The organism is Kocuria turfanensis (genome assembly GCF_001580365.1).
GTDB classification, from domain to species: domain Bacteria; phylum Actinomycetota; class Actinomycetes; order Actinomycetales; family Micrococcaceae; genus Kocuria; species Kocuria turfanensis.
This window is the reverse complement of record NZ_CP014480.1, coordinates 204,978-227,992: the sequence shown is the minus strand read 5'-3', so window position 1 is coordinate 227,992 and position 23,015 is coordinate 204,978. Positions and strand designations below refer to the sequence as shown.

General features: G+C 73.1%; 13 protein-coding genes and 1 pseudogene. 7 read left to right on the top strand and 7 right to left on the bottom strand.

The window, feature by feature from the left end; all coding sequences use genetic code 11:
- Positions 1-21 precede the first annotated feature (21 nt).
- The 4 genes from AYX06_RS00950 to AYX06_RS00935 are packed head-to-tail and all read left to right on the top strand — an operon-like array spanning position 22 to position 9,718.
- Positions 22-2,220: a glycosyltransferase gene (locus AYX06_RS00950; protein ID WP_062733540.1), complete on the top strand. Its 2,199-nt coding sequence runs from the start codon at positions 22-24 to the stop codon at positions 2,218-2,220.
- Positions 2,217-3,515: a nucleotide disphospho-sugar-binding domain-containing protein gene (locus AYX06_RS00945; protein WP_062733538.1), complete on the top strand. Its 1,299-nt coding sequence runs from the start codon at positions 2,217-2,219 to the stop codon at positions 3,513-3,515. Before AYX06_RS00950 ends, AYX06_RS00945 begins: the two co-directional genes overlap by 4 nt.
- A 7-nt stretch (positions 3,516-3,522) precedes the next feature.
- Positions 3,523-7,095 (top strand): DUF3376 domain-containing protein, encoded by a 3,573-nt coding sequence (locus AYX06_RS00940; protein WP_062733537.1) that lies wholly within the window; start codon positions 3,523-3,525, stop codon positions 7,093-7,095.
- Between the two features lie 10 nt (positions 7,096-7,105).
- Complete coding sequence (locus AYX06_RS00935; RefSeq protein ID WP_062736802.1) at positions 7,106-9,718, top strand: DEAD/DEAH box helicase; 2,613 nt, start codon at positions 7,106-7,108, stop codon at positions 9,716-9,718.
- An 85-nt stretch (positions 9,719-9,803) separates the two neighbouring features.
- Here the strand turns inward: AYX06_RS00935 and AYX06_RS00930 are convergent, their stop codons facing one another.
- From AYX06_RS00930 to AYX06_RS00915, 4 genes and pseudogenes are all read right to left on the bottom strand, one after another.
- Entirely contained in the window at positions 9,804-11,135 is a 1,332-nt protein-coding gene (locus AYX06_RS00930; protein ID WP_062733534.1) for a TerC family protein, read from the bottom strand.
- A gap of 512 nt (positions 11,136-11,647) precedes the next feature.
- A pseudogene (locus tag AYX06_RS00925) lies at positions 11,648-12,637 on the bottom strand (TerC family protein); the annotation flags it as partial.
- A 286-nt stretch (positions 12,638-12,923) separates the two neighbouring features.
- Positions 12,924-15,044, bottom strand: a complete 2,121-nt coding sequence (gene uvrB, locus AYX06_RS00920; protein WP_062733530.1) for an excinuclease ABC subunit UvrB — start codon at positions 15,042-15,044, stop codon at positions 12,924-12,926.
- Positions 15,045-15,165: 121 nt separating this feature from the next.
- On the bottom strand, positions 15,166-15,993 hold the full coding sequence (locus AYX06_RS00915) for a DUF1206 domain-containing protein (RefSeq protein ID WP_062733528.1): 828 nt from the start codon (positions 15,991-15,993) through the stop codon (positions 15,166-15,168).
- 284 nt (positions 15,994-16,277) lie between these two features.
- On the opposite strand from AYX06_RS00915, the gene AYX06_RS00910 reads away from it, so the two are divergent.
- Entirely contained in the window at positions 16,278-17,009 is a 732-nt protein-coding gene (locus AYX06_RS00910) for a polysaccharide deacetylase family protein (protein ID WP_084271375.1), read from the top strand.
- A 128-nt stretch (positions 17,010-17,137) separates the two neighbouring features.
- Here the strand turns inward: AYX06_RS00910 and AYX06_RS00905 are convergent, their stop codons facing one another.
- The 3 genes from AYX06_RS00905 to AYX06_RS00895 all read right to left on the bottom strand — a co-directional run bounded on the left by AYX06_RS00905 (position 17,138) and on the right by AYX06_RS00895 (position 20,158).
- Entirely contained in the window at positions 17,138-17,707 is a 570-nt protein-coding gene (locus AYX06_RS00905) for a hypothetical protein (RefSeq protein ID WP_062733525.1), read from the bottom strand.
- Between the two features lie 243 nt (positions 17,708-17,950).
- Positions 17,951-18,625, bottom strand: a complete 675-nt coding sequence (locus tag AYX06_RS00900) for a hypothetical protein (protein ID WP_062733522.1) — start codon at positions 18,623-18,625, stop codon at positions 17,951-17,953.
- 417 nt (positions 18,626-19,042) lie between these two features.
- Positions 19,043-20,158 (bottom strand): type I restriction endonuclease, encoded by a 1,116-nt coding sequence (locus tag AYX06_RS00895; RefSeq protein WP_062733520.1) that lies wholly within the window; start codon positions 20,156-20,158, stop codon positions 19,043-19,045.
- Between the two features lie 436 nt (positions 20,159-20,594).
- On the opposite strand from AYX06_RS00895, the gene istA reads away from it, so the two are divergent.
- Both istA and istB read left to right on the top strand, forming a co-directional pair.
- On the top strand, positions 20,595-22,193 hold the full coding sequence (gene istA / locus AYX06_RS00890; protein WP_198161393.1) for an IS21 family transposase: 1,599 nt from the start codon (positions 20,595-20,597) through the stop codon (positions 22,191-22,193).
- Positions 22,190-22,972: an IS21-like element helper ATPase IstB gene (gene istB, locus AYX06_RS00885; RefSeq protein ID WP_062733518.1), complete on the top strand. Its 783-nt coding sequence runs from the start codon at positions 22,190-22,192 to the stop codon at positions 22,970-22,972. The genes istA and istB overlap by 4 nt, the downstream gene beginning before the upstream one ends.
- Positions 22,973-23,015: the final 43 nt, after the last annotated feature.

Genomic DNA, 23,015 nt, shown 5'->3' with positions numbered 1-23,015 from the left:
GCCGTCGGTTAGCGTGAGCGCATGACCTTCGTCGCGCCCTGCGCACCGGACACCACCGCGGGGCGCACCGGCGCGCGCTCGCAGGCCGCCCTGACCGCCGTGCGGACCGCCCCCACGATCCTCGACGGCATCCGCCGCGCCGACGCCCTCGTGACCGCCGCCCGGGAGGAGCCGGAGGCGGCCCTGTCGGTGCTGGTGCAGGAGATCCGCCGGGGCGAGGACCAGCTCGCCGTGCTCGCCGCCGTCCACGCCCTGGCCGCGGTGCCCGGGGCCCGGCCCGACACGCTGCTCACCGCCCTGCTGGACGACGCCAGGCCCTGGGTGCGGGAGCACACGGTCTGGTCGCTCGTGGGGCGGCCCCCGGTCGTCCGGGCCGTGCCCGTCCTGGCCCATCTCGTCGCCGGAGGCGGCTTCCCCGGCATGCTGGCCCAGCGCACCCTGCAGGCCTGGGCGTCCGCCGCCGGGGACCCCGTGAGCGACGCGCTCGACCACGCCCTCGCAGGCACCTCCGAACCCGGCGCCCGCGCCCGCCTCACCGAGACCGTGGGCCTGGTGCCCGGCTCCGGCGCCACCGGGCTGCTCCGGGCGCTGGCCGGCGACCCCGCCGAGGACCACGCGGTGCGCGGGGCCGCCCTGGAGGCCCTGGTCGAGCGCCACCACGAGGACCCGGAGGGCGTTCCCGGGCTCGTCGACCTCGCCGCCGAGTGCGCGCGGTCGGGCGGGGCCCTGGCTCCGGTCGCCCGGCTGGCCCGGGCGGACCTGGCGGCGGGACCGGCCGCTTCCCCGCCGGCCGGGACCGGCCGCACCGTGCTGCAGGCGTTCCTGCACGCGGAGATCGACCGGGACCTCACCTTCTCCGGGCGGGGGGACAACGGCGGGATCGCCACCCTGCTCGCCCAGCTCGGCGACGCCCTCGCGGCCCACCGCACCCAGCACGGCACCGGGGTGGTGCGCGTGGTCACCGTCTCGCGGGGCAGCCACGACGAGGCCCGGGCCGCCCTGCCCCGGCTGGCCGGGCCGGGGCACGTCTTCGGCGTCGTACCGTTCCAGGGCGCCCCGGTGCCCCTGGCCGACGCCTGGCCGCGGCGGGTCGCCGCGGAGCGCGGCCTGCGGCGCGCGCTGTGGGCGGCGGGCCCCGTGGACGTCGTGCACCTGCGGATGGCCGACGTCGGCTCGCTGGCCGCCGCGGCCGTGGCTGCGGAGCAGGGCATCCCCCGGGTGCTGACCATGGCCCCCGACCCGCACGCGCTGGTCGCCGCCCGGGAGGCGGCCGGCACCCTCACCCGGGCGGGCTTCGGGGCCGCCGACGCCGTGGAGCACCTGTGGTTCCGGGTGCGCCTGCTCGCCGACCTCGCCGCCGGCGCGGAGCACCTGGTGCTGTTCCCCCGCCCGGACCTGGCCCGGGACGCCCGTGTGCTGCTGGGCCTGGACCCGGACGCGCCCGGTCGGTGCACCGTGGTGCCGGAGGGCATCGACCTGGGCTCGGTGGACCGGGCGGCCGCGCAGGCCGGGGCGGGCACGGGGCGGGAGCTCGAGGAGCTCGACGCCGTCCTGACCGGCCTTCCGGCCGAGCGGCGCGGCCTGCCGCTGCTCGTCACGGTCGGTCGCCTGCACCGGGTCAAGGGCACGGCCGACCTGGTCGAGGCCTGGGCCGGCGACGAGCGGCTGCGCGCCCGCTGCAACCTGCTCGTCGTGGGCGGGAACCTCGCGCACCCCTCGGTGGACGAGCGCGAGCAGCTGGCGCGGATCGACGCCGCCGTGCCGCGCGCACAGGCCGCCGCCCGCGGCCTGCTCCTGGCCGGTCACCGGCCCCACGGCACCGTGGCCGTCTGGCTCGCCGCGGTGCGCCGGGGCCGGCCCGGGCTCGCCGCCGCCCGGGGCGCCTACGTGTGCGCCAGCGTGAAGGAGGAGTTCGGGGTCGCGCTCGTCGAGGCGCTGGCCGGCGGCCTGCCCGTGGTGGCGCCCGCGGCCGGCGGGCCCGCGACCTTCGTGCAGGAGGGCGTGACCGGGGTCCTCGTCGACACCCGCGACCCCGCCGCCCTGTCCCGGGGCGCCGCCCGCGCCCTGGACCTCGCCGCCGGCCCCGGCGCCGAGGACGCCGCCGCGGCCGCGTACGCCACCGTGCGCGAGCGCTTCAGCATCGAGGGCATGGCGCAGGCCCTCACCGCCGTCTACGGCCGCGTCGCGGCCCCCGTCACCGACAGGAGCCCCACTCCGTGACCCTGCTCGTCATCAGCCCGGACTACGCGTCCCACCTCTTCCCCCTCGCCACCCTGGCCACCGCCTGGCGCGACGCCGGGCAGCGGGTGGTCGTGGCCACCGGCCCGGCGACGGCGCCCCTGGCCCGGGACTTCGGCTACGACGTGGAGCTGCTGCCGCTGGGGCGCGGGTCCAACCCCGGGGTGATCCGGGCGGAGGAGCAGCCGGCCGGGGAGGACGACGCGCTGCGCGGGTTCTTCGCCGCGACCCGGCGCGGGCCCGTGGAGACCCTGTCCTTCCAGGCCCGGGCCCGCCGCGACGACCTGTTGTGGGACCCGCTGGGCACGGCCCGGCGCGTGCAGGCCGTGGTGGAGCGGGTGCGCCCGGACCGGGTGATCGTGGACCACCTGGCGTTCAGCGCCCGCCTGGCGCTCACCGGCAGCGGCGTCCGGCACGCCGACGTGGTGCTGGGTCACCCCTCCGCCCTGACCGTGGCGGACGAGGTGTACGGGCACCCGCCGGCCTGGCCCGGCCGGCTGCGCCCGGCCCCCGCGGAGCTGGCGGCCCTGCACCGGCTGTGCTCGGCCGTGCGGGACGAGTTCACGCAGCAGTGGAACGACGCGCTGCAGCAGCTCGCCCCGGGCGCTCCCGCGAGCGCGGACGCGTTCGCGGAGACCGGTGACGACCTGCTGCTCAACTACCCGGGCGAGCTCCACGACGACTCCCGGACCCGCCGGCTGCCCGAGCACACGTTCCTGGGTTCGGCCGTGCGGGAGGAGTCCGAGGACCCCGAGGTGACCGCGTGGCTGGCCGCCTCGGACCGCCCGGTCGTCTACGTCAGCCTCGGCAGCTTCCTCTCGGTGCGCGGGGACGTGCTCGCCCGCGTGGCCGAGGCGCTGCGCGGCCTCGACGTCCGGGTGGCCCTGGCCGCCGGCGCCACGCCGCCCGCAGCCCTGGGTCCGGTGCCGGGGGACTGGCTCGTGCGCGGCTCCCTGCCCCAGGTGACCCTGCTGCGCCGGGCGCGCGCGGCGATCTCGCACGGCGGCAACAACAGCGTCACCGAGGCGCTCACGGCCGGGGTGCCACTGCTGCTGCTGCCCCTGTCCACGGACCAGTTCGCCGGAGCGGCCGCCCTGGAGACGGCGGGGCTGGGCACCGTGCTCGACCCCAACGCGGTCACCGCCGCCGAGATCCACGAGGCCACGGCCGCGCTGCTCGACGACGGGCACGGGGGCCGGGGGCTGCTCGAGGAGCTGCGGCTCGGGCTCACCCGCCGTCCCGGCCCCCAACGGGCGTTCGCGGCCCTTGCCGGCTGAGCCGGCCGTGCCGACCGAGCCGCCCGTGCCGGGTGAACGGGCCGGGGCGCACCCGGAGGAGCGCGCACCGGGTGCCGGGCTGCGGCTGACCGTCCTGCCGCCCGACCGGCGGCCGGCCGAGGTCACCGCGGGACAGCCGCCCGCCTTCGGGCGCACCCTCCGGTTCGCCCTGGCCATGCGCGGCGGGGTCAGCCTGGCGGTGTGGATCGGCGGGGCGGTCGCGGAGCTGGACCTGCTGCGCCGGATCCGGATCCACCGGGACCCGGCGGGCGGGCTGCACGCCGTGCTGCTGCAGCCCTCGGCGCAGCCCGATCCGCACACGGCCGAGCGCGCCCGGGTGTACGCCGGGCTGCTCGCGGACGCGGGCTACGACCGGGTGGAGTTCGACCTTCTCGCCGGGGCCAGTGCCGGCGGGCTGAACAGCGTGGTGCACGCCGTGGCGCAGCGGGCCGGGACCGGGCTGGGCGCCCTGGGCCTGCTGTGGCAGGAGCACGCGGCGCTGGACCGGCTCCTGCGCCCGCTGGGGCGGGCACCGGTCGACTCGCTGCTCCAGGGCGACGCCTACCTGTGGCCGCGCGTGCAGGAGCTGCTCGCCACCGTGCACGGAGACCCGGGGCACCACCCGGACCTGGTGGCCGAGCACGTGTCCGTGGACCTGTCCGCGACCGTGCTGGACAGCGACCCGTCCTTCCACAGCGGCGCGGCGGAGGGCCGCGGCGGGTTCCACTTCTCCTCCCCGGAACCGGGCTGCCCCGCTCCCCCGCTGGGCAACGACATTCCCGCACGTCCCGGGGCGCCCGGGGGAACGCCCGAGGAGGCCGGCCACCGCGCCGCCTCCCTGGCCCGCCTGGCCTACGCGGCCCGCGCGACGTCGTCGTTCCCCGGCGCGTTCGAACCCGCCGCCGTGTGGTCGGCGCCGACCGCGGGGCGGCTCGTCGGGTTCCCCCGCCCGGACCTCAGCCACGCCTTCTCGGCCCACCGGGGCCCGGAGGGGCTGCCCTTCCGGGTGATCGACGGCGGGGTCTTCGACAACATCCCCATCGACCGGGCCGTGGCGGCCGCCGGGACCCGGACCTCGCTGCGGCACGCCGACCGCTGCCTGCTCTACCTCGACCCGGACCCGCCCGCCCCGCAGGAGGTCCGCGCCGGCGACCTGGACCTGCCGCGCCTGGTCCGCACGCTCGGGGCCACGGTCACCCGGCTGCGCCGGCGGGAGACGGGCGAGGACGAGGTCCTGGCCCTCGCCGACCGCCGGGACGACCGGCTGGTCGCCGACGGGCGGCTGCACCCCCTCGCCGCCCTGCCCGTCGCCTGGGACCCGGCCTCGCGGGAGGACCGGCGCCGGGCGTACGTGCGCTACCGGGCCCGGGCGGACGCCGCGCTGCTGGCCCGCCTGCTGACCCGGCCCGCGCAGTGGCAGCTGGCCTCCACGCTCCCCCGGCGCCAGGAGGTGCACGCCCGGGGCGCGGCCGAGCTCGAGCCGCTGCGGCAGGAGCTCGCCGGGCGCTACGACGCCCTGTCCCGCGGGCCGCTGACGGTCCCGGACGCCACGGCCGTGCTGCGCGGCCCGCAGGCGCTGGCCGACGCCGCGTCCTGCGTGCTCGCGTGGGTGCGCTTCCTCGAGTCCCTGCTGCTCGACTCGGGGCCCGGCCCGGTCCCGCCGGCCGGCTTCGACCCGGCGCCCGCCCGGGCCGTCGCGTACCGGGCGCTGGCCGCGGCCGGGCACGCGCGGGACGGACTGTTCGCGACGGTGCTGGAGGTCTGCGAGGAGCCGGGGGCCCCGGTCACGGCAGCGGTTCCCGTCTGGCTGGAGGCCGCCTCCCCGGCGCCCGGCACCGGGGAGGCGGCCTGGCGGGAGCTCGACGCCGCCGTGGCCGCGCTGCGCGGCGCCCACGCCGCCGTCCAGGCGCAGATGGCGCAGATGGGGGCCGACCACAGCGAGGACGGTGAGCCCGGCGCGTCACCCGGCGCCCCGCGGGAGGCGGGTCCGAGCACCCTCTGGCGCGAGTCCCCCTGGTCCGCCGTCCCCGTCTCCGGGCCGGTGCCGGCCGCCGCGGACCTGCCCCCGCTCTTCGCGGCGGCCGGGATCCCCACGCCGGTCTCCGGCATCAGCTACGGGGAGATCCGCGGGGACGGCGCACCCGCCCGGCCCGCGGCGCTCGGGCCGCTGCCGCGCGCCTGGGCGCGGCAGCGGCTGCAGCGCGCCCTCGACGCCTCGGGGCGCCCCGGCGTCACCGACGACGAGCTGCGCCGGATCCTGGCCCCCGACGCCGGGCGGCTCCCCGCGCGGGACAAGCTCGCCGGCGCCGGGCTGTTCAACTTCCGCGGCTTCCTCGCCGCCGACTGGCGCGCCAACGACTGGTGGTGGGGCCGCCTCGACGCCGCGGCCGGCGCGGTGGCCTTCCTCCGCACGCTGCCCGCACGCTCCGAGCCCACGACGGACCCCCGCGGGAGCAGCGGAGCCCCGGCCGCGTCGGAGCCGGCACCGCACCGGCCGACGCGGGAGGACCCCGCGCGGGAGTCCGCTGCTGCGCTGCAGGAGAGCCTGCTGGACGAGCTCGGCGGCGGCGACCGGCAGCATGCCCTGGCCACCCTGGGGGCCGGTGCGGACGGGCTGGCCCGGCTCGCCCCGGGCTACCGGATCTCGCTGGCCTCGCGCGGGCTGCGGGTGCTCGGCCGCGCGCTGGCCGGGACGCCGGACCTGCCGCGCGGGGTGTGGGAGCTGCTGCTGTTCCTGGCGCAGCCCGTCCTGGTCCTCGTCCCCCTGCTGCTCGCCCCCGTCCGCGCCGCGCTCGGGTTCGTGGCGGCCGCCGTGGCCCTCGGGCTGCTCGGGGCGCCGGACCCGGGCGGCCGCGCCGGGGAGCTCGTCCTCGCCGGCGCCGGAGCCGGGCTGCTGGCCGCCGCCCTGCTGCGCACGGTGCACCGGGCGCACCGGGGGTGGTCCCGCGCCCTGGAGGCGGCCGGTGGTTCGCCGCCCGCGGCGCTCGCGGACGCCGGCGCCGCCCGGGACGCCGCCCTGCGCCGGGCGGGGTGCTGCGGCGCCGCCGCGGCCGCGCTGCTGCTCCCGGCGGCGGCCGCCGCGACGACGGGCCGGACCGCGCTGGTCCTGCTGCTGCTGGCGGGGGTGCTCGGGCTCGAGCGCTGCGCCGCCGCCGTGGCGCTGCGGGTGCCGGGACGGGAGCCCGTGGACGAGGTGGTGCGCGCGGCCGGCGTGGTGCTGCTCGCCGTGGCCGGGTGGGCGCTCGTCGTCCTGGTCGTGGCGGACCCGGTGGCCGTCCGGCCCGGCGGCGGACCGGCGCTGCTCGTGGTGGCCGCCGCCGGGGCCGCACTCGGGGCGCTGGTCCTCGCCGGGTTCCTGCGCCCGGGCTGGGCCGCGCTGGTGGCCGGCGCCGCGGGGCTCACCGCGGCCGCGGTGCTGGGGGCCGTCGGGGCGCTGACCGACCGGCCCGGCGCGGGGGCCGCCGCGGCCCTGCTCGGCTGGGCCGCGGTGCTGTGGTGGGCTCCGCGGGAGGCGACGCTGCGGAGGTGGGAGCGCTCGGAGGAGCTGCGCCCGCCCGGTGGCCGGCGGGCGCGCGGATAAGCTGGGGGCGATGAAACTCCTCGAAGCCCTCTCCCCCGAGCTCGGCACCCCGGGCCACCCGTACTACCGCGGCGACTTCGCCTCCAACCCGCTGTCCGGGGACGAGATGTACGAGGGGTTCCTCGGCTGGATCGCCTCCCGGGACATGGAGCTCTATCCTGCCCAGGACGAGGCCGTCCTGGAGTTCGCGAGCGGGTCCAACGTGATCCTGGCGACCCCGACCGGGTCCGGGAAGTCGACCGTGGCGGTCGCGGCCCACTTCGCCGGACTCGCCGCGGGGCAGCGCTCCTACTACACCGCCCCGATCAAGGCCCTCGTCTCGGAGAAGTTCTTCTCCCTGGTGGAGATCTTCGGCGCCGAGAACGTCGGCATGGTCACCGGGGACTCCGCCGTCAACGCGGACGCCCCCATCGTGTGCTGCACCGCGGAGATCCTCGCCAACGTGGCCCTGCGCGAGGGCCGGGACGCGGACGTGGGTCCCGTGGTGATGGACGAGTTCCACTTCTACTCCGACCCGCAGCGCGGCTGGGCGTGGCAGGTGCCGCTGCTGGAGCTGCCGCAGGCGCAGTTCCTGCTCATGAGCGCCACTCTGGGGGACGTGGCCCGCTTCGAGGAGGGCATCACGGAGCTCACCGGGCGGCCGACGACGACGGTCTCCTCGGCCGAGCGGCCGATCCCGCTGCACCACTACTGGTCCGAGGACCCGATCCACGAGGCCCTCGAGGAGCTGCTGAGCACCAACCAGGCGCCCGTCTACGTGGTGCACTTCTCCCAGTTGCAGGCCATGGACCAGGCCCAGAACCTGATGTCCGTCAACGTGCTGTCCAAGGAGGAGAAGGAGCGGATCGGGGAGCTCATCGCCGGGTTCCGCTTCTCGGCCGGCTTCGGCAAGACGCTCAACCGGCTGGTCCGCCACGGCATCGGGGTCCACCACGCCGGGATGCTGCCCAAGTACCGCCGGCTCGTGGAGCAGCTCGCCCAGACCGGCCTGCTCAAGGTCATCTGCGGCACGGACACCCTCGGGGTGGGCATCAACGTGCCGATCCGCACCGTGGTCATCACGGCGCTGTCCAAGTTCGACGGCGAGCGCACCCGCCGGCTCAACGCCCGGGAGTTCCACCAGATCGCCGGACGGGCCGGGCGGGCCGGCTACGACACCGCGGGCACCGTGGTGGTGCAGGCGCCCGAGCACGTCATCGAGAACACCAAGGCCATGAAGAAGGCCCACGCGAAGTTCGGCGACGACCAGAAGAAGCTGCGGCAGGTCGTGAAGAAGAAGCCGCCGCAGGGCTTCGTCTCGTGGGGGAAGCCGACGTTCGAGACCCTCGTGGCCTCGGAGCCCGAGCCCCTGAGCTCCTCCTTCACCGTGACCCACTCGATGCTGCTCAACCTGCTGCAGCGGCCCGGGGACCCGGTGCTGGCCGCCTGGCACCTGCTGACGCACAACCACGAGACGCGGCAGCGCCAGCGCGCCCTGCTCAGGCAGGCGATCGGGATCCTCAAGGAGCTGCGGGCCGCCGGCGTCGTCGAGAAGCTGGACACCCCGGACGAGGAGGGCCGCACCTGGCGGCTGACCGTGGAGCTGCAGGAGAACTTCGCGCTGAACCAGCCGCTGTCCCCCTTCGCGCTGGCCGCCCTGACCCTGCTCGACCGGGAGGCCCCCGGCTACGCGCTCGACGTCGTCTCCGTCATCGAGGCCACCCTCGAGAAGCCGCGCCAGGTGCTGAACATGCAGGAGAAGAAGGCCCGCGGGGAGGCCGTGGCCGCGATGAAGGCGGAGGGGCTGGACTACGAGGAGCGGATGAAGGAGCTCGAGGAGGTCAGCTACGCCAAGCCCCTCGAGGAGCTGCTGACGCAGGCCTTCGAGACCTACCGCACCGGGGCCCCGTGGGTGGCCCAGTTCGAGCTGACCCCGAAGTCGGTGGTCCGGGACATGTACGAGCGGGCGATGACCTTCGGCGACTACGTGCAGTTCTACGGCCTGGCCCGCTCCGAGGGGATCCTGCTGCGCTACCTCTCCGACGCCTACAAGGCCCTGCGCCAGACCGTGCCGCTGGACCTGCTGCGCGAGGACCTCGAGGACCTGGTCGAGTGGCTGGGCGAGCTCATCCGGCAGACCGACAACTCGCTGCTGGACGAGTGGGAGAAGCTCGCCGCCGGCGAGGAGTCCCCCATGGGCACCTCCGCGGACTCCCTCGAGGAGCTCATCGACGAGCAGCCCCCGGTGATCACGTCCAACCCGCGGGCGTTCCGGGTCATGGTCCGCAACGCGCTGTTCCAGCGGGTGGAGCTGTTCGCCGACGAGAAGGACAAGGTGCTCGGGGCCCTGGACGGCGCGCACGGCTGGGACCGGGACCGGTGGGCGGACGCCATGGACGCCTACTTCGAGGAGCACGAGGACATCTACACGGACCCCCAGTCCCGGGGGCCCGGCCTGGTGCGCATCGACGAGCGGCCCGAGGGCCTGGACGGGTACTGGACCGTGGTGCAGGTCTTCGACGACCCCGACGGCCACCACGACTGGGGCATCAACGCCCGCATCGACCTGCGCGCCTCCGACGAGGACGGTTTCCCCGCCGTGATCGTGGACAACGTGGGGCCGGTCACCGAGACGGGGCGCTGAGCGTCCGCGCCGGGGACCGGTCCCGGGACCGGAGGAGGCCCCCATCCGCGCGAGCGGGTGGGGGCCTCCGTGGTCGGGCGCCGGGTCAGGAGGAGCGGCCGGTGCTCCCGCCCCGCGGGGCGTCCGGGGTGGTGGTGCCGGCGGCGTCCTGCGTCTCCGCGTGGGCGCCGTGGACGGCCTCGGCCTCCGGGGTCGGGACCACGTCGGGTTCCGGGGCCACCCCGGTGCGCTCGAACTCGCGGTGCTTGCCGCGGGCCCGGTCCAGCAGGTCGTGGAAGTGCTTCTCGGACTCGAGCAGCTCCTCGCGGTGCTTGTCGGAGATCTTGGGCATCTGCCGCTGGTACCTGGCGGCCTTGTCGGCGAGCTTGCGCCGCTCCTCCGGGGAGGCGTCCTGCGGCAGGGTGACGTACTGCTCGGCGACGGTCTGCAGGCCGTTGAGCACGCGCAGCGCCCGGCCCTTGGGGCTGAACAGGGAGGCCAGGACCGTGAGGACCAGCACGCCCACGATCACGGTGAGGGACAGGGCGATGCTGACCTCGACGACCTCCACGTGCTCGCCGTTGTTGATGAACGGCAGGTTGTTCTCGTGCAGGGCGTGCAGGATGAGCTTGATCCCGATGAAGCCCAGGATGATGGCCAGGCCCCAGGAGAGGTAGATGAGCCGGTCCAGCAGCCCGTCGATGAGGAAGTACAGCTGGCGCAGGCCCATCAGGGAGAACGCCACGGCGGTGAACACCAGGTAGGTCTGCTGGGTCAGGCCGAAGATCGCCGGGATCGAGTCCAGCGCGAACAGGACGTCGGTGCCGCCGATGGCCACCATGACCAGCAGCATCGGGGTCATCGCCCGCTTGCCGTTGTGGATGGTGAAGAGCTTGTCGCCGTCGTAGTGGTCCGTGGTGTGGATGAAGCGCTTGGCCAGGCGGACCACGAAGTTGTCCGCCTCGTCGTGGGCGGACTCGGAGAGCTCGCCCTTGATGAGCGAGCCGGCGGTGAGCAGCAGGATCAGGCCGAAGAGGTAGAACACCCACGCGAACTGGTTGATCAGCCCCGCACCCACGAAGATCAGGGCGGTGCGGGCGATGAGGGCGAAGGTGATGCCGAACAGCAGCACCTTCTGCTGGTCCTCCCGCGGCACCTTGAAGGAGGCCATGATGATGAGGAAGACGAAGAGGTTGTCCACGGACAGCGCCTTCTCGGTGATGTACCCGGCGTAGTACTCCCCGGCGTAGCGACCACCCCACTCGATCAGGACGTACAGGCCGAACAGGAGGGCGAGGCCCACGTAGATCGCCGACCAGATCGCGGCTTCCTTCAGCTGGGGCTCGTGCGCCTTGCGCACGTGGAACACGTAGTCGAAGAGGAGCAGGCCGACGATGGCCGCGATCGTGATGATCCAGACGGTGAGTGAGACTTCCATGGTTCTGCTTTCGGGGGTCGGGTACGGGACAGCCGTAAGTCTCTCCGCCGTGCGCGCCGCACCGTTCGGGTGCGCCGCGCTGGGTCCGGCCGCTGCGTCCGGCCGGGTCCGGGGACCCGACGTGCTGACGTCCACAGCGCTGAGGGATACTCCCCTAGGCTGGGCCCAGTCTATACAGCCATCCGGGCGGACCTGCGCGCAGGGCCCGTACCGCCGGTCGGCGGTACGGGCCCTGCGCAGTGCTCACCGGCCCCGCGGGACCGGTCTCCCCGGGGCCGGAGGGCTCAGCGCCCGGCCGCCCGGTGGGGGTTGGACGACGCCGTGCCGCTCTCGGCCCGGTGCTCCTCGACCGACTTGCCGGTGTGCTCGGCGAGGTCCGGCAGCTCCACGGAGGAGCGCTCGGCGGCCGCCGCGGCGGCGTGGTACTTCAGCACGAGGTCCGCCTGCACCGCGCGCATCTGGCCGGTGCTGGTGTCCTCGCCCGGGTTGCGGTACGTCTCGATGGCCCGGTGCAGCTCCGCCGCCGCGTGGGCGGAGCGGCCCTTGGGGCTGAGCATCGACGCGATCGTGGCGACCGCGATGATGGCCACGATCACGCCCAGGGAGACGAACGTGGGGATCTCCGGGGCCCAGGCGATGTGCTCGCCGCCGTTGATGAACGGCACCTCGTTCTCGTGCATGGCGTGCAGGATGAGCTTGACCCCGATGAACGCCAGGATCAGCGACAGGCCGTGCTTGAGGTAGATCAGCCGCTCCATCAGCCCGCCGAGCAGGAAGTAGAGCTGGCGCAGGCCCATGAGGGCGAAGATGTTGGCGGTGAAGACGATGAACGGGCTCTGGGTGAGCCCGAAGATCGCGGGGATGGAGTCGAAGGCGAACATCAGGTCGGTCACGCCGATGGTCACGAACACCACGAGCATCGGGGTGAACACGCGCTTGCCGGCCACCGTGGTGCGCAGCTTGTTGCCGTCGTAGTGCTCCGTCATGGGGACCACGGTGCGCAGGCGGCGGATGAGCCCGTTCTCCTCGGCCTCGTCCTCGCCGTCGTCCTTGGCCTGCTGGTAGGCGGTCCAGAGCAGGAAGACGCCGAACAGGTAGAAGACCCAGGAGAAGTTCGCGATGATCGTGGCGCCCAGCAGGATGAACACCCCGCGCAGGACCAGCGCGATGATGATGCCCACCATCAGCACCTCCTGCTGGTACTTCCGGGGCACGGAGAAGCGGGCCATGATCACGATGAACACGAACAGGTTGTCGATGCTCAGGCTGTACTCGGTGATCCAGCCCGCCACGAACTGGGTGCCCTGCTCGGCGCCGGCGAAGACGAACATCAGGCCCGCGAACACGAGGGCGAGGGCCACGTAGATGCCCACCCAGGTGCCGGCCTCCTTCATGGAGGGCTCGTGCGGGCGCTTGGCGACCATGATCAGGTCGAAGAGAAGAATGCAGCCGAGAACGACGAAGGAGCCGATCTCGAACCACGCGGGTAGCTGTGTGTGCACGCGAGTTCTTTCGCTTGGAGATGGGTGAGCCCGCGGGCCGGCGTCGTCCGGGGAGCGGGGCGGACCGGGGCATCACGATGAGCCGCAAGTCTCTCCGCCGCTCCCGGCGGGCTCCGGGCCCGGCTGCCGAGGTGCGGCCGCTGCGACCGGCCCGGCTCCGTTGCCCGGCGTGCTGACGATCGCAGCGCTGAGGGATACTCCCCTACGCGGGGAGCACTCTACCCCAACCTGGGAGATCGCCGGGAACCGGGGTCACCGCGGGTCATGCTTGCCGGCGGGGACGGGCTCAGGCGTGCCCCGCCTGCTGCATCTGCCGCAGCTCCTTCTTCAGGTCCGCGAGCTCGTCGCGGATCCGGCCGGCGAGCTCGAACTGCAGCTCGGCGGCGGCGGCCTGCATCTGCTCGGTCATCTGCGCGATGAGGTCCACCAGGTCCTCCGCCGGGGCGGCGGCGACCCCGTCCCGGCGCAGCTTCTGCTCCGCGGCCGCCACCGCGTCCCGCCCGCCCTGGCCCGCGGTCGGGGCGGTCTTCTTCCCGGCGGCCGCCCGCCGGGCCAGCAGCTCCCGGGTGTCCTCCTCCTCGCGCTGGAGCTGGTCGGTGATGTCCGCGATCTTCTTGCGCAGCGGCTGCGGGTCGATCCCGTGCTCGGTGTTGTAGGCCACCTGGATCTCCCGGCGCCGGTTGGTCTCCTCGATGGCCGTGGCCATCGAGTCGGTGATCCGGTCCGCGTACATGTGCACCTGGCCGGAGACGTTGCGGGCGGCGCGGCCGATCGTCTGGATCAGGGAGGTCGTGGAGCGCAGGAACCCTTCCTTGTCCGCGTCGAGGATGGCCACGAGGGACACCTCGGGCAGGTCCAGGCCCTCACGGAGCAGGTTGATGCCCACCAGGACGTCGAACGTGCCCATCCGCAGCTCGCGCAGCAGCTCCACGCGCCGGAGGGTGTCGACGTCGGAGTGCAGGTACTGCACCCGGACCCCGTGCTCCATGAGGTACTCGGTCAGGTCCTCGGCCATCCGCTTGGTCAGCGTGGTGACGAGCACCCGCTCGTCGCGCTCCACCCGCACGTTGATCTCGTCGAGCAGGTCGTCGATCTGGCCCTTGGTGGGCTTGACGATGACCTCGGGGTCGACCAGCCCGGTGGGCCGGATGATCTGCTCCACGTAGCCGTCCGCCTGGGACAGCTCGTACTTGCCCGGGGTGGCGGAGAGGTAGACGGTCTGGCCGATCCGCTCCAGGAACTCGTCCCACTTCAGCGGCCGGTTGTCCATCGCGGAGGGCAGCCGGAAGCCGTGCTCCACGAGGGTGCGCTTGCGGGACATGTCGCCCTCGTACATCCCCCCGATCTGGGGGATCGTCACGTGGGACTCGTCGACCACCAGCAGGAAGTCGTCCGGGAAGTAGTCGATCAGGCAGTGCGGCGCCGAGCCGCGCGGGCGGCCGTCGATGTGCAGCGAGTAGTTCTCGATGCCGTTGCAGTAGCCCATCTGCTCCATCATCTCGAGGTCGTACGTGGTGCGCATGCGCAGCCGCTGGGCCTCGACGAGCTTGTTCTGCGACTCCAGCTCCTGCAGCCGCGCGGCGAGCTCGTCCTCGACGGACTTCACGGCCCTGGCCATCCGGTCCGCGCCGGCCACGTAGTGGGAGGCCGGGAAGACGTACATCTCGGTCTCCTCCCGGATGATCTCCCCGGTCAGTGGGTGGAGGGTGTAGATGGACTCGATCTCGTCGCCGAAGAACTCCACGCGGATGGCGTGCTCCTCGTACATCGGGATGATCTCCACCGTGTCCCCGCGGACGCGGAAGGTGCCGCGGTGGAAGTCGACGTCGTTGCGCGCGTACTGCATGTTCACGAACCGGCGCAGCAGCTCGTCGCGGTCCATCTCCTCGCCCTGGCGCAGGGTGACCATCTGGGCGACGTACTCCTCCGGGGTGCCCAGGCCGTAGATGCAGGAGACGGTGGCGACGACCACGACGTCGCGGCGGGTCAGCAGCGCGTTGGTCGCGGAGTGCCGCAGCCGCTCGACCTCCTCGTTGATGGAGGAGTCCTTCTCGATGAAGGTGTCCGTCTGCGGGACGTAGGCCTCCGGCTGGTAGTAGTCGTAGTAGGAGACGAAGTACTCGACCGCGTTGTTCGGCAGCAGCTCGCGCAGCTCGTTGGCCAGCTGCGCGGCGAGCGTCTTGTTCTGCACCATCACGAGGGTGGGCCGCTGGACCCGCTCGATCAGCCACGCCGCGGTCGCCGACTTGCCGGTGCCCGTGGCGCCGAGCAGGACCACGTCCTTCTCCCCCGCCTCGATGCGCGTGGCCAGCTCCTCGATGGCCCGGGGCTGGTCGCCCGCGGGCACGTAGTCGGAGATGACCTCGAAGGGGGCGACCACACGGTTGATCTTCTGCGCCAGGCTCATGGACCCAGGCTACGCTCCGCCCCGGACACGGGGACCGGGTTCCTCCGGAGGCGATCAGCGGCCGCCGGAACGGCTCGGCGCCGCCCCGCGAGCGCCCCGACCGGACCGGGGCGCGGCGGGGTCACATGCGCTGGTAGCGGGCGCGGACCACCAGGAACAGCCCGTAGCAGATCAGCCCCACCGCCACGGCCCCGAGGAGCCACGCACCGAAGGGCTGCCCCTGCAGGGACTTCAGCGCACCGTCCAGACCGGTCGCCTCCTCGGGGTCGTGCTGGAGGGTGGCCACCACGAAGAGCACGCCCAGCACCGCCAGGGCCACCCCCTTCGCGACGTAGCCGGCCACCCCGAGCGCGACCACCGCCGAGCCGGCCCGGCCCGGCGGCAGACCCTTCAGCGTCTGCGTGAACGTGCGGGTCACGCCCCGGTAGACGAAGTAGCCGCCGGCGACGACCAGCCCCAGCCCCACGGCCACGAGCAGCACAGTGCCGGCCGGGTGGGCCATCAGCCGGGCGCTGATCGACTGCGTGGACCGGCTGCTGTCGCTCGAGCCGCCCAGGGCGTAGGTGCCGAAGACCGCGCCGATCGCGCCGTAGACCACGGCCTGGCCCCCGGTCTTGAGCCGGTGCTTGAGCTTGTCCCGGTCCGAGCGCTGCGTCGCGCCGAAGAGGGCCTCGCTGAGCAGGAACACCGCCAGGGCCGCGCAGCCCAGGAAGCACGCCCACAGCAGCACGGTGCCGCCCGGGGTGCCGGCGAGCGCCGCCACGGCCCCGGACTGGTCCGCCGACCCGGACCCGCCCCGGGCCACCCGGAGGGCGATCACCCCGATCATCGCGTGCAGCAGGCCCGCGGCCACGAAGCCGGCCCGGGCCGCGAGGACGAACCCGCGCGAGTCCGTGGCCTCGTCGGCGGCATCGGCCGCCCTGGTCGCCCGGCGTCCGAGCTCGCCCATGGGTCCTCCTGAGGATAGGGCTTCATCGTGCGCCCCGCGGCGGCTCCTGTCCACGCCGCCGTTCGACCGACACCGAGCGGCCCGCGCGCCGGGCGCCCGCACCGGATGCTCGCGACGGACGACGCACGACCGGCGATCCCTTGACGGATTAGTTAATACTCTTTACTTTTAGGGCGTCCGATCCGCATCTCCCCCGTCCCACCGCCGGCCCAGCCGTCCCCGGGAACCGACTCCCGGCCGGGCTGCGCCCCCGCCCGCGGTGACGCCTCCGAAAGGATCTCCCCATGACCCCGCCGTCCGCACCCTCCCCCCGCATCTCCCCCGCCGCGCGCCGGCTCGTGGCCGGGGCCGCGGCTCTGGCCACCGCGGTCTCCGCCGGGCTGGTCACCGCGCTGCCCGCCCAGGCCGACCAGGCGACCCCCGCCGTCGTGGACTCGACGGTCCACGACGGCCGGTACCTCAGCCTCACGTTCGACGACGGGCCGGACCCGGTCAGCACGCCGGCGCTGCTCGCCGTGCTGAAGAAGCACCACGTCAAGGCGGCCTTCTGCCTGTGGGGCGACCACGTGCAGCAGCACCCCGAGGTGGTCCGCCAGATCGCCGCCGACGGGCACCGGCTGTGCAACCACACGATGCACCACAACGACATGGCCGACTGGGACGCGGACGCGATCCGCCAGGACCTCGAGCAGACCAGCGCGGCCATCCGCGCCGCCGTGCCGGGAGCGCGGATCGACTACTTCCGGGCGCCCTACGGCAGCTGGGGACGGACGCCCGAGGTCGCGGCCGAGCTCGGGATGCAGCCGCTGGGCTGGCGGCTGACGGTCGGCGACTGGGCGCCTCCGGGCACGGCCGAGCTGGTGCGCCGCATCGAGGAGGGCGTCACGCCCGGGGCGGTGGTCCTGCTGCACGACGGCGGCGGCGACCGGAGCCAGACGGTCGAGGCCGTGGACCAGGTGATCCCCCGGCTCCAGGCCGAGGGCTGGCGCTTCGACAAGCCCGCCCGGCGGGGTTAGACCCTTGGGCCCGCCGGGCGGTCGGTCCGTCCGCAGGCGCCCGGCGTACTAGCTCCACGCCGTCAGGCTGGGGTCGTGGACGGCCCGGCGTGCGCATGGGGAAGGCGCCGGCCGCGGACGGTGACGGCTCAGCGCAGAGAACGCCCGGGCACCCGGCCGAGGACGTCGACCGGGCGGCGGAGGAGGACGGCGCGAGACCCGTAGTACGGCACGCTGAACGGGTCGATGCCCATGGCCCGGCAGTAGGCGGCCAGCCGCTCCGCGGTGAGGCGGTCGGGAATCCTGGCGGCCTCGTAGGCGGCGGGGTCCTCGAAGGCCAGGTACGCGCCCTCGTCGGCGAACTCCCACGGGTTGCAGACGTACTCGGCCGTCAGCTGCCGCACCGTGAAGTCGGGGGGGCCCGCCCTCCGGTCCGACGACGACGAACTCGGTGCGTCCTGCCCCGCCGAGGACATCCTCGTCGAGGTACTGCCCCTCGGCGTCGATCTCCTCCGCCTCGGTGGCCACTGGGTGCGGGCGCCAGCCCGCACCACGCCCGTGGTCCCCAGCTGTTCGACGAGCACACCCACCGCCCGGTCCACAGCCGGGTCCGCCGCCGAGGAGTCGAAAAATGCTGTCCAGTGCCCGCCCCGGGTCTCCACCAGCAGCTCGGAGGCCGCCTCGGGTCCCACATCCAGCAGATCCAGCCGCTCGAGCATTCGGGCAGGCCGCCGCGCAGATGCTCGACACCCACGGTACCGATCCCGTGGATCTGCTCCCGCCAGGAGGCCAGAGCCCGGGCGGTGGTCTCCAGGTCGGCCCGTACGAAGCCGATGGCCTCGGGGGTCGGAGCGTATCGGCCCCCAGCAACAGTGCGGCGGGCGACCACGGCTCGAACCTCGGCCAGAGGGCTCCGCCGGCGCGCCCGGGACGATGCCGAGCTCGGACTGCACCTCGGCCAGTCACTTCTGCACCAGGCCCCTGGGGTCACAGTGCGGCAGGTAGGACTCCGGGGCCTGTTCCAGCAGCAGGCCGCGGGGCCCGTAGAAGTCCTCCTCGAAAGGGAAGAGTCCGAGGGCCGCGCAGTAGTCGGCGATCATCTCACCGCTGAGCCGGTCCCGGATCCGTCGAGCCCCGTACGCCTCGGTCCTCTCGAACGGCCGGACCCTCCCGATGTTGGTGAACACCCAGCGATCACCGTCACCGACCTGCGCGGCGATGACCCTGGTCCCGTCACCGGCCGGATCGTGGATCTCGAACACCATGTTCCCCGGCCGCCCTGTCCCGTCCCGCCGCAGGGTGTGCGGCGAGGACGAGATCTGCAGGCCGTGCACCTGCAGGTGGTGGCAGTAACCGTGGAGAGCCCCTTGGGCGTGGTACTCGGTGCCACGGGTGCTCCCGGCGAAGTACATCGACCACTCGGGATTGCGGGTCTGCACCCACAGCCGGCGCATGGTGATCGGACCGGTGAGCGGTTCCAGGCGCGGCAGCAACTCTCTGAGACCGCCGGTGAGCGCGGTGAGCGTCGTCGGCCGGGATCGCGCTCGCTCGGGGCGGTCCCGCTCCCGCTCGGGCCTGGTCCGCTCCCGCTCCGTCTGCCATGCCTCGATCCGCTCCAGGGACGCGTTGATGAGCACCGCGGTGGAGGTGATGGGGCGAAGTCCTCGTTGAGGACCGTGAGTATGGCCACCTTCTCGGGACAGTCCGGCGACGTCTACCCCGCACGATGGCACGGACCTCCGGGAAGACCCCGGGGCGACATGCCGTCGGGACGCGGGATCTCGTGCCGTCGGTCTCCGAACCTCGACGATGATGCGTCCGCAACCGGACTCGTGAGCACGCCCTCCCGGCCCACGACGGTTGTGGCAGCCTTCAGGGCACGAGCGGGCCCGCTTGTGCGGACGGTATGGAAGAGACCACGCCGCGAGCATGAAGCGGTCTGGATTGCTCTCAGCCAGTGACGTGCTGGCGCGAGTGAGCCTGGTTACGTCCAACCGTGTGGCACCAGGACCAATCACGACGTCAAGGCCGTCTTCGGGCTGAGGATGGCTACCCTAGGTGACGGGTGCTGCGATGAAGCGCTCCACCGTGGCTCGCAGTTCGTCGCTGAACTGGAAGATGTCCTCGAGGGCCTCGATGCGGTGGCGGGTTTCCTTCTTGTCCTCGTCGAAGAGGCCGATGTATTTCTGTCCCGTATTGAAGTGCAACCGCGCGATCGACTTGCGGTTGTTGTCATCGAGCAGGACCGCACAGTAGGACTTCGCATCGCGGTAGACCACCCGCTGAGGCTTGACCTGGCTGCACACGATGGCGCGGATGATCTGGAAGGCCTCCAGCTCCTCGATGGTGGTGATCACTCCGTCGCTGGACTCGCGGAGGTCCTTCTCCACCTCGGCCTCGCTGGCCACCGCCTCTGCCGGAGCGTCGGCGGTGGCGACCGGCGCCACGGTGCTGCCGGCACCCAGAGCGGTGGTCAGACGGTTGTTCACTTGCTCATTGAGGAACTGTTGGGAAGCCTTGGCAACCAGCGGGGTGAACTGATCCCGCACCTTTTGAGTGAATGCACCTTCGTAGACCTTTGTGGTGAAGAACTTCACCCATTCCACATCGGGTTCCTTGAACTGGGCGGCGATCTCCCGCTTGATCGAACCGATGTACTTCAGCTCCCCGGCGGCACTGATGATGGAGTCGAGGTCGAAGACCTCCTTGGACAGTTTCTGCAGCTCCGGAATCAGCGTGGCATCGATGTCAGCCAGATCCAGAACAAGGAAAGGCTTGGCGTCCATCCTGTTGGGCGCGTCCAGGTCTGTGTAGAAGTGGTAGACCTCGCCGTTGGTGAGGATCGCGATCCGCGCGTTGGTCACCGCGAAGTAGCGATACAGCTGCGAGGCGTGTTCCAGCTTGAGCGGGGCGCCGACGTGCTTGCACTCCACCAGCATCTGCACTTTCTCGTCGTGCACGATGGCATAGTCGATCTTCTCGCCCTTCTTCACCCCCACATCGGCGGTGAACTCCGGGACGACTTCCAGCGGGTTGAACACGTCGTAACCCAGGATCGTGGAGATAAAGGGCATGACGAATGCGTTCTTCGTCGCCTCCTCCGTCTCCAGGGACGCCTTCTGCTGCGCCACCTTGTGGGCGAGAGCCGCCAATCGCTCCGTGAACTCCATGATTCCTCCTCTGGGTCGACGTTCAATTCGCATTCATACACAGCATGGCATCCTGATCCGACTTGATGTGATATCAAGCACCTCCTCGTCCGACTTCATGAGGGCCGCCCCTTGAGGAGGCCGAACCACGCGCCGACCGGCTGCGTGACGCCAGGTCGACGAGTCATTGCACGCCGGACTCGTCCCCGTCGCACGGGACTGTCCTCGGCACTCTCGTCGGCACTGCGAGTGCACGTCGTACTGGAAGATCCGAACAGGGTGCTAGCGGACATGCCAATCTCCCTGTAGGCGGACACGTATCTCCCTGCTGACGGACAGCTGATCTCCCTGTCCTGTGCCATGGGATGGGGCTCGTGTCGGTCCCTCCGCAGACGTCCCTCCGGGGGTTCGCTCGAGGTCTCTGACCACCTTGAGCCATCACCCGCCGGAGGGACGCATGAAGAAGTCTGACAGGGAGATCATGGAAATTCTCGAAGCCTATGACGCCACCGGTTCCGCGCACTCGGCCGCGGCTCTGGCCGGGGTGGATCCGAAGACGGTGCGCCGTTACGCCGCCGCCCGGGATGCGGGCCGGCCGGTGACCGGCCCGGGCCGCCGGCCCCGGATGATCGACGCTTACCTGCCGAAGATCGAGGAGTGGGTCGAGCGCAGCCAGGGCACGGTCCGCGCCGACGTCGTCCACGCCCGCCTGGTCGGTGTGGGGTTCCCGGGGACCGAGCGGACCACCCGCCGGGCGGTGGCGCAGGTGAAGGCTGCTTGGCGGGCCGGGCACCGGCGCACCTACCGGCCCTGGATCACCGAGCCGGGGCTGTGGTTGCAGTTCGACTGGGGCGAGGGCCCGAAGGTGCCCGGGGTGGACGGGACGCCGCGGCGCACCTGGTTGTTCTGCGCCTGGCTGGCGTGGTCGCGGTTCCGGGTGGTGATCCCGGTCTGGGACCAGACCCTCCCGACGCTGATCGGGTGCCTGGATGCGACTCTGGCCCGGATCGGCGGGGTGCCCACCTACGTGCTCACCGACAACCCCAGGACCGTCACCGTCGATCACGTGGCCGGGGCGCCGGTGCGCCACCCGCAGATCGTTCAAGCCGGCCGGCACTACGGCACCCAGGTGCACACCTGCGTGCCGTATGACCCGGAGTCCAAGGGCGGGTCGGAGTCCACGGTGCGCATCGCCAAGGCCGATCTGGTGCCCACTGACGCCAACCTGCGTGAGCACTACGCCTCCTTCGCCGCACTCGAGGCCGCCTGCACGGCGTTCTGCGCCAAGGTCAACGGGCGCACCCACCGGGAGACCGCCCGGGTTCCCGCCGAGGCGCTGGTCGAGGAGCAGCAACGCCTGCACGTGGCCCCGACCGCCCCGCACACCACCGCCCTGGGGGTGACCCGCACGGTGGGCACGGATCAGACCATCCGGTTCGGCTCGGTGCGCTACTCCACCCCGCCCGGGCTGGTCGGGGCCGAGGTGTGGGTGCGGGTCGCAGCCGAGGAGCTGGTGGTCGTCGCCGACCTCGACACCCTTCCGGTGGCCCCGGGGTGGGCGGCCGGGCGGGCTGGGCTCACCGAGGTCGCCCGCCACCGCCTCTCGACCCCGGGCAATCCACGGATCGACCTGGGCCACTACCCTGACCACCCGCAGGACCCCACCGGTGCGCCACGCCCGCCCCGGCCACGGCCCCGCAGCGCGGCGGAGAAGGACTTCCTGGCCCTGGGCGCCGGCGCGCAGGCCTGGCTGATCGAGGCCTCCGCCGCCGGAACGGTACGGATCCGGGCGAAGATGGCCGCCGCCGTTGAGCTCGCCGCCCTCATCGGGGACGGGCCCGTGGACGCAGCCCTCGGGGTAGCCGCGGCCGCCGGGCGCTTCGGCGAGGGTGATCTGACCGCGATCTGCGATCACCAGGCCACCGGGGCCACCGCCGCCGGACTCGTGGCCGCCGACGAGACCCACTCCGCCCAACCCGGCACCGCCTCCTGGGCCGACTTCGGCACCAGCACAACAACCAGCACAACCCCCACAACCAAGGAGACCGCTCAATGAACACGGCCACCGCCCCGGCAGCGCCGCCGTTGCCCGACGATCTCGCCGCAGTGCTCAAGCGGATGCGGATGCCCTACCTGCGCGCGGCCGCCCCCGAGGTGCTGGCCACCGCCCGCGCCCAGCGCTGGGACCCCACCGAGGTCCTCCGTGCGCTGCTGGCCGAAGAGGTGCGCGGGCGCGACGAGGCCACCCGCGCGGCCCGACGCAAGGCCGCGGGCCTGCCGGCCGGGAAGACCTTCGAGTCCTGGCGGTCAGGCGATTCTTCGATCCCGGCCCCGACACAGTCCGCCCTGGCCACCCTGGAATGGGTGGGCCGGGCGGAGAACCTCGCGATCTCGGGGCCTTCGGGCACGGGCAAGACCCACTTCCTCGAGGCCCTGGCCCATCAGGTCATCGACGCCGGGATGCGGGTCTCCTGGTTCACCCTCGAGTCGCTGACCGCCGCGATCGGCCGGGCCGGGGTGGACGGTTCGATCGGCAAGACCATCGCCCGGATCACCCGGGCCGAGCTCATCGTCGTGGACGACATCGGGATGCTGCCCTCGGGCCAGGCCGCCGCCGAGGCCTTCTACCGTCTCGTCGATGCGACCTATGAACGCCGCAGCCTCGCGGTGACCAGCAACATCCATCCGGCAGGGTTCGACACGATCATGCCCAAGACCCTGGCCACCGCAGCCGTGGACCGGCTTCTGCACCACGCCCACGTGATCATCACCGAGGGCACCTCGCTGCGGCTCACCGAGGCCACCGCCGGACGCGGGGTGGTCCCCTTGACCTGATACCGCCGGAGGGAGATTAACTGACCGCGGACAGGGAGATCAG

Coding starts and splice junctions, on each gene's coding strand:
- AYX06_RS00950 (WP_062733540.1), top strand. CDS start 22: ATGACCTTCGTCGCGCCCTGCGCACCGGACACCACCGCGGGGCGCACC.
- AYX06_RS00905 (WP_062733525.1), bottom strand. CDS start 17,707: ATGCTCGAGCGGCTGGATCTGCTGGATGTGGGACCCGAGGCGGCCTCC.
- AYX06_RS00910 (WP_084271375.1), top strand. CDS start 16,278: ATGACCCCGCCGTCCGCACCCTCCCCCCGCATCTCCCCCGCCGCGCGC.
- uvrB (WP_062733530.1), bottom strand. CDS start 15,044: ATGAGCCTGGCGCAGAAGATCAACCGTGTGGTCGCCCCCTTCGAGGTC.
- AYX06_RS00895 (WP_062733520.1), bottom strand. CDS start 20,158: ATGGAGTTCACGGAGCGATTGGCGGCTCTCGCCCACAAGGTGGCGCAG.
- AYX06_RS00935 (WP_062736802.1), top strand. CDS start 7,106: ATGAAACTCCTCGAAGCCCTCTCCCCCGAGCTCGGCACCCCGGGCCAC.
- istA (WP_198161393.1), top strand. CDS start 20,595: ATGAAGAAGTCTGACAGGGAGATCATGGAAATTCTCGAAGCCTATGAC.
- AYX06_RS00930 (WP_062733534.1), bottom strand. CDS start 11,135: ATGGAAGTCTCACTCACCGTCTGGATCATCACGATCGCGGCCATCGTC.
- istB (WP_062733518.1), top strand. CDS start 22,190: ATGAACACGGCCACCGCCCCGGCAGCGCCGCCGTTGCCCGACGATCTC.
- AYX06_RS00915 (WP_062733528.1), bottom strand. CDS start 15,993: ATGGGCGAGCTCGGACGCCGGGCGACCAGGGCGGCCGATGCCGCCGAC.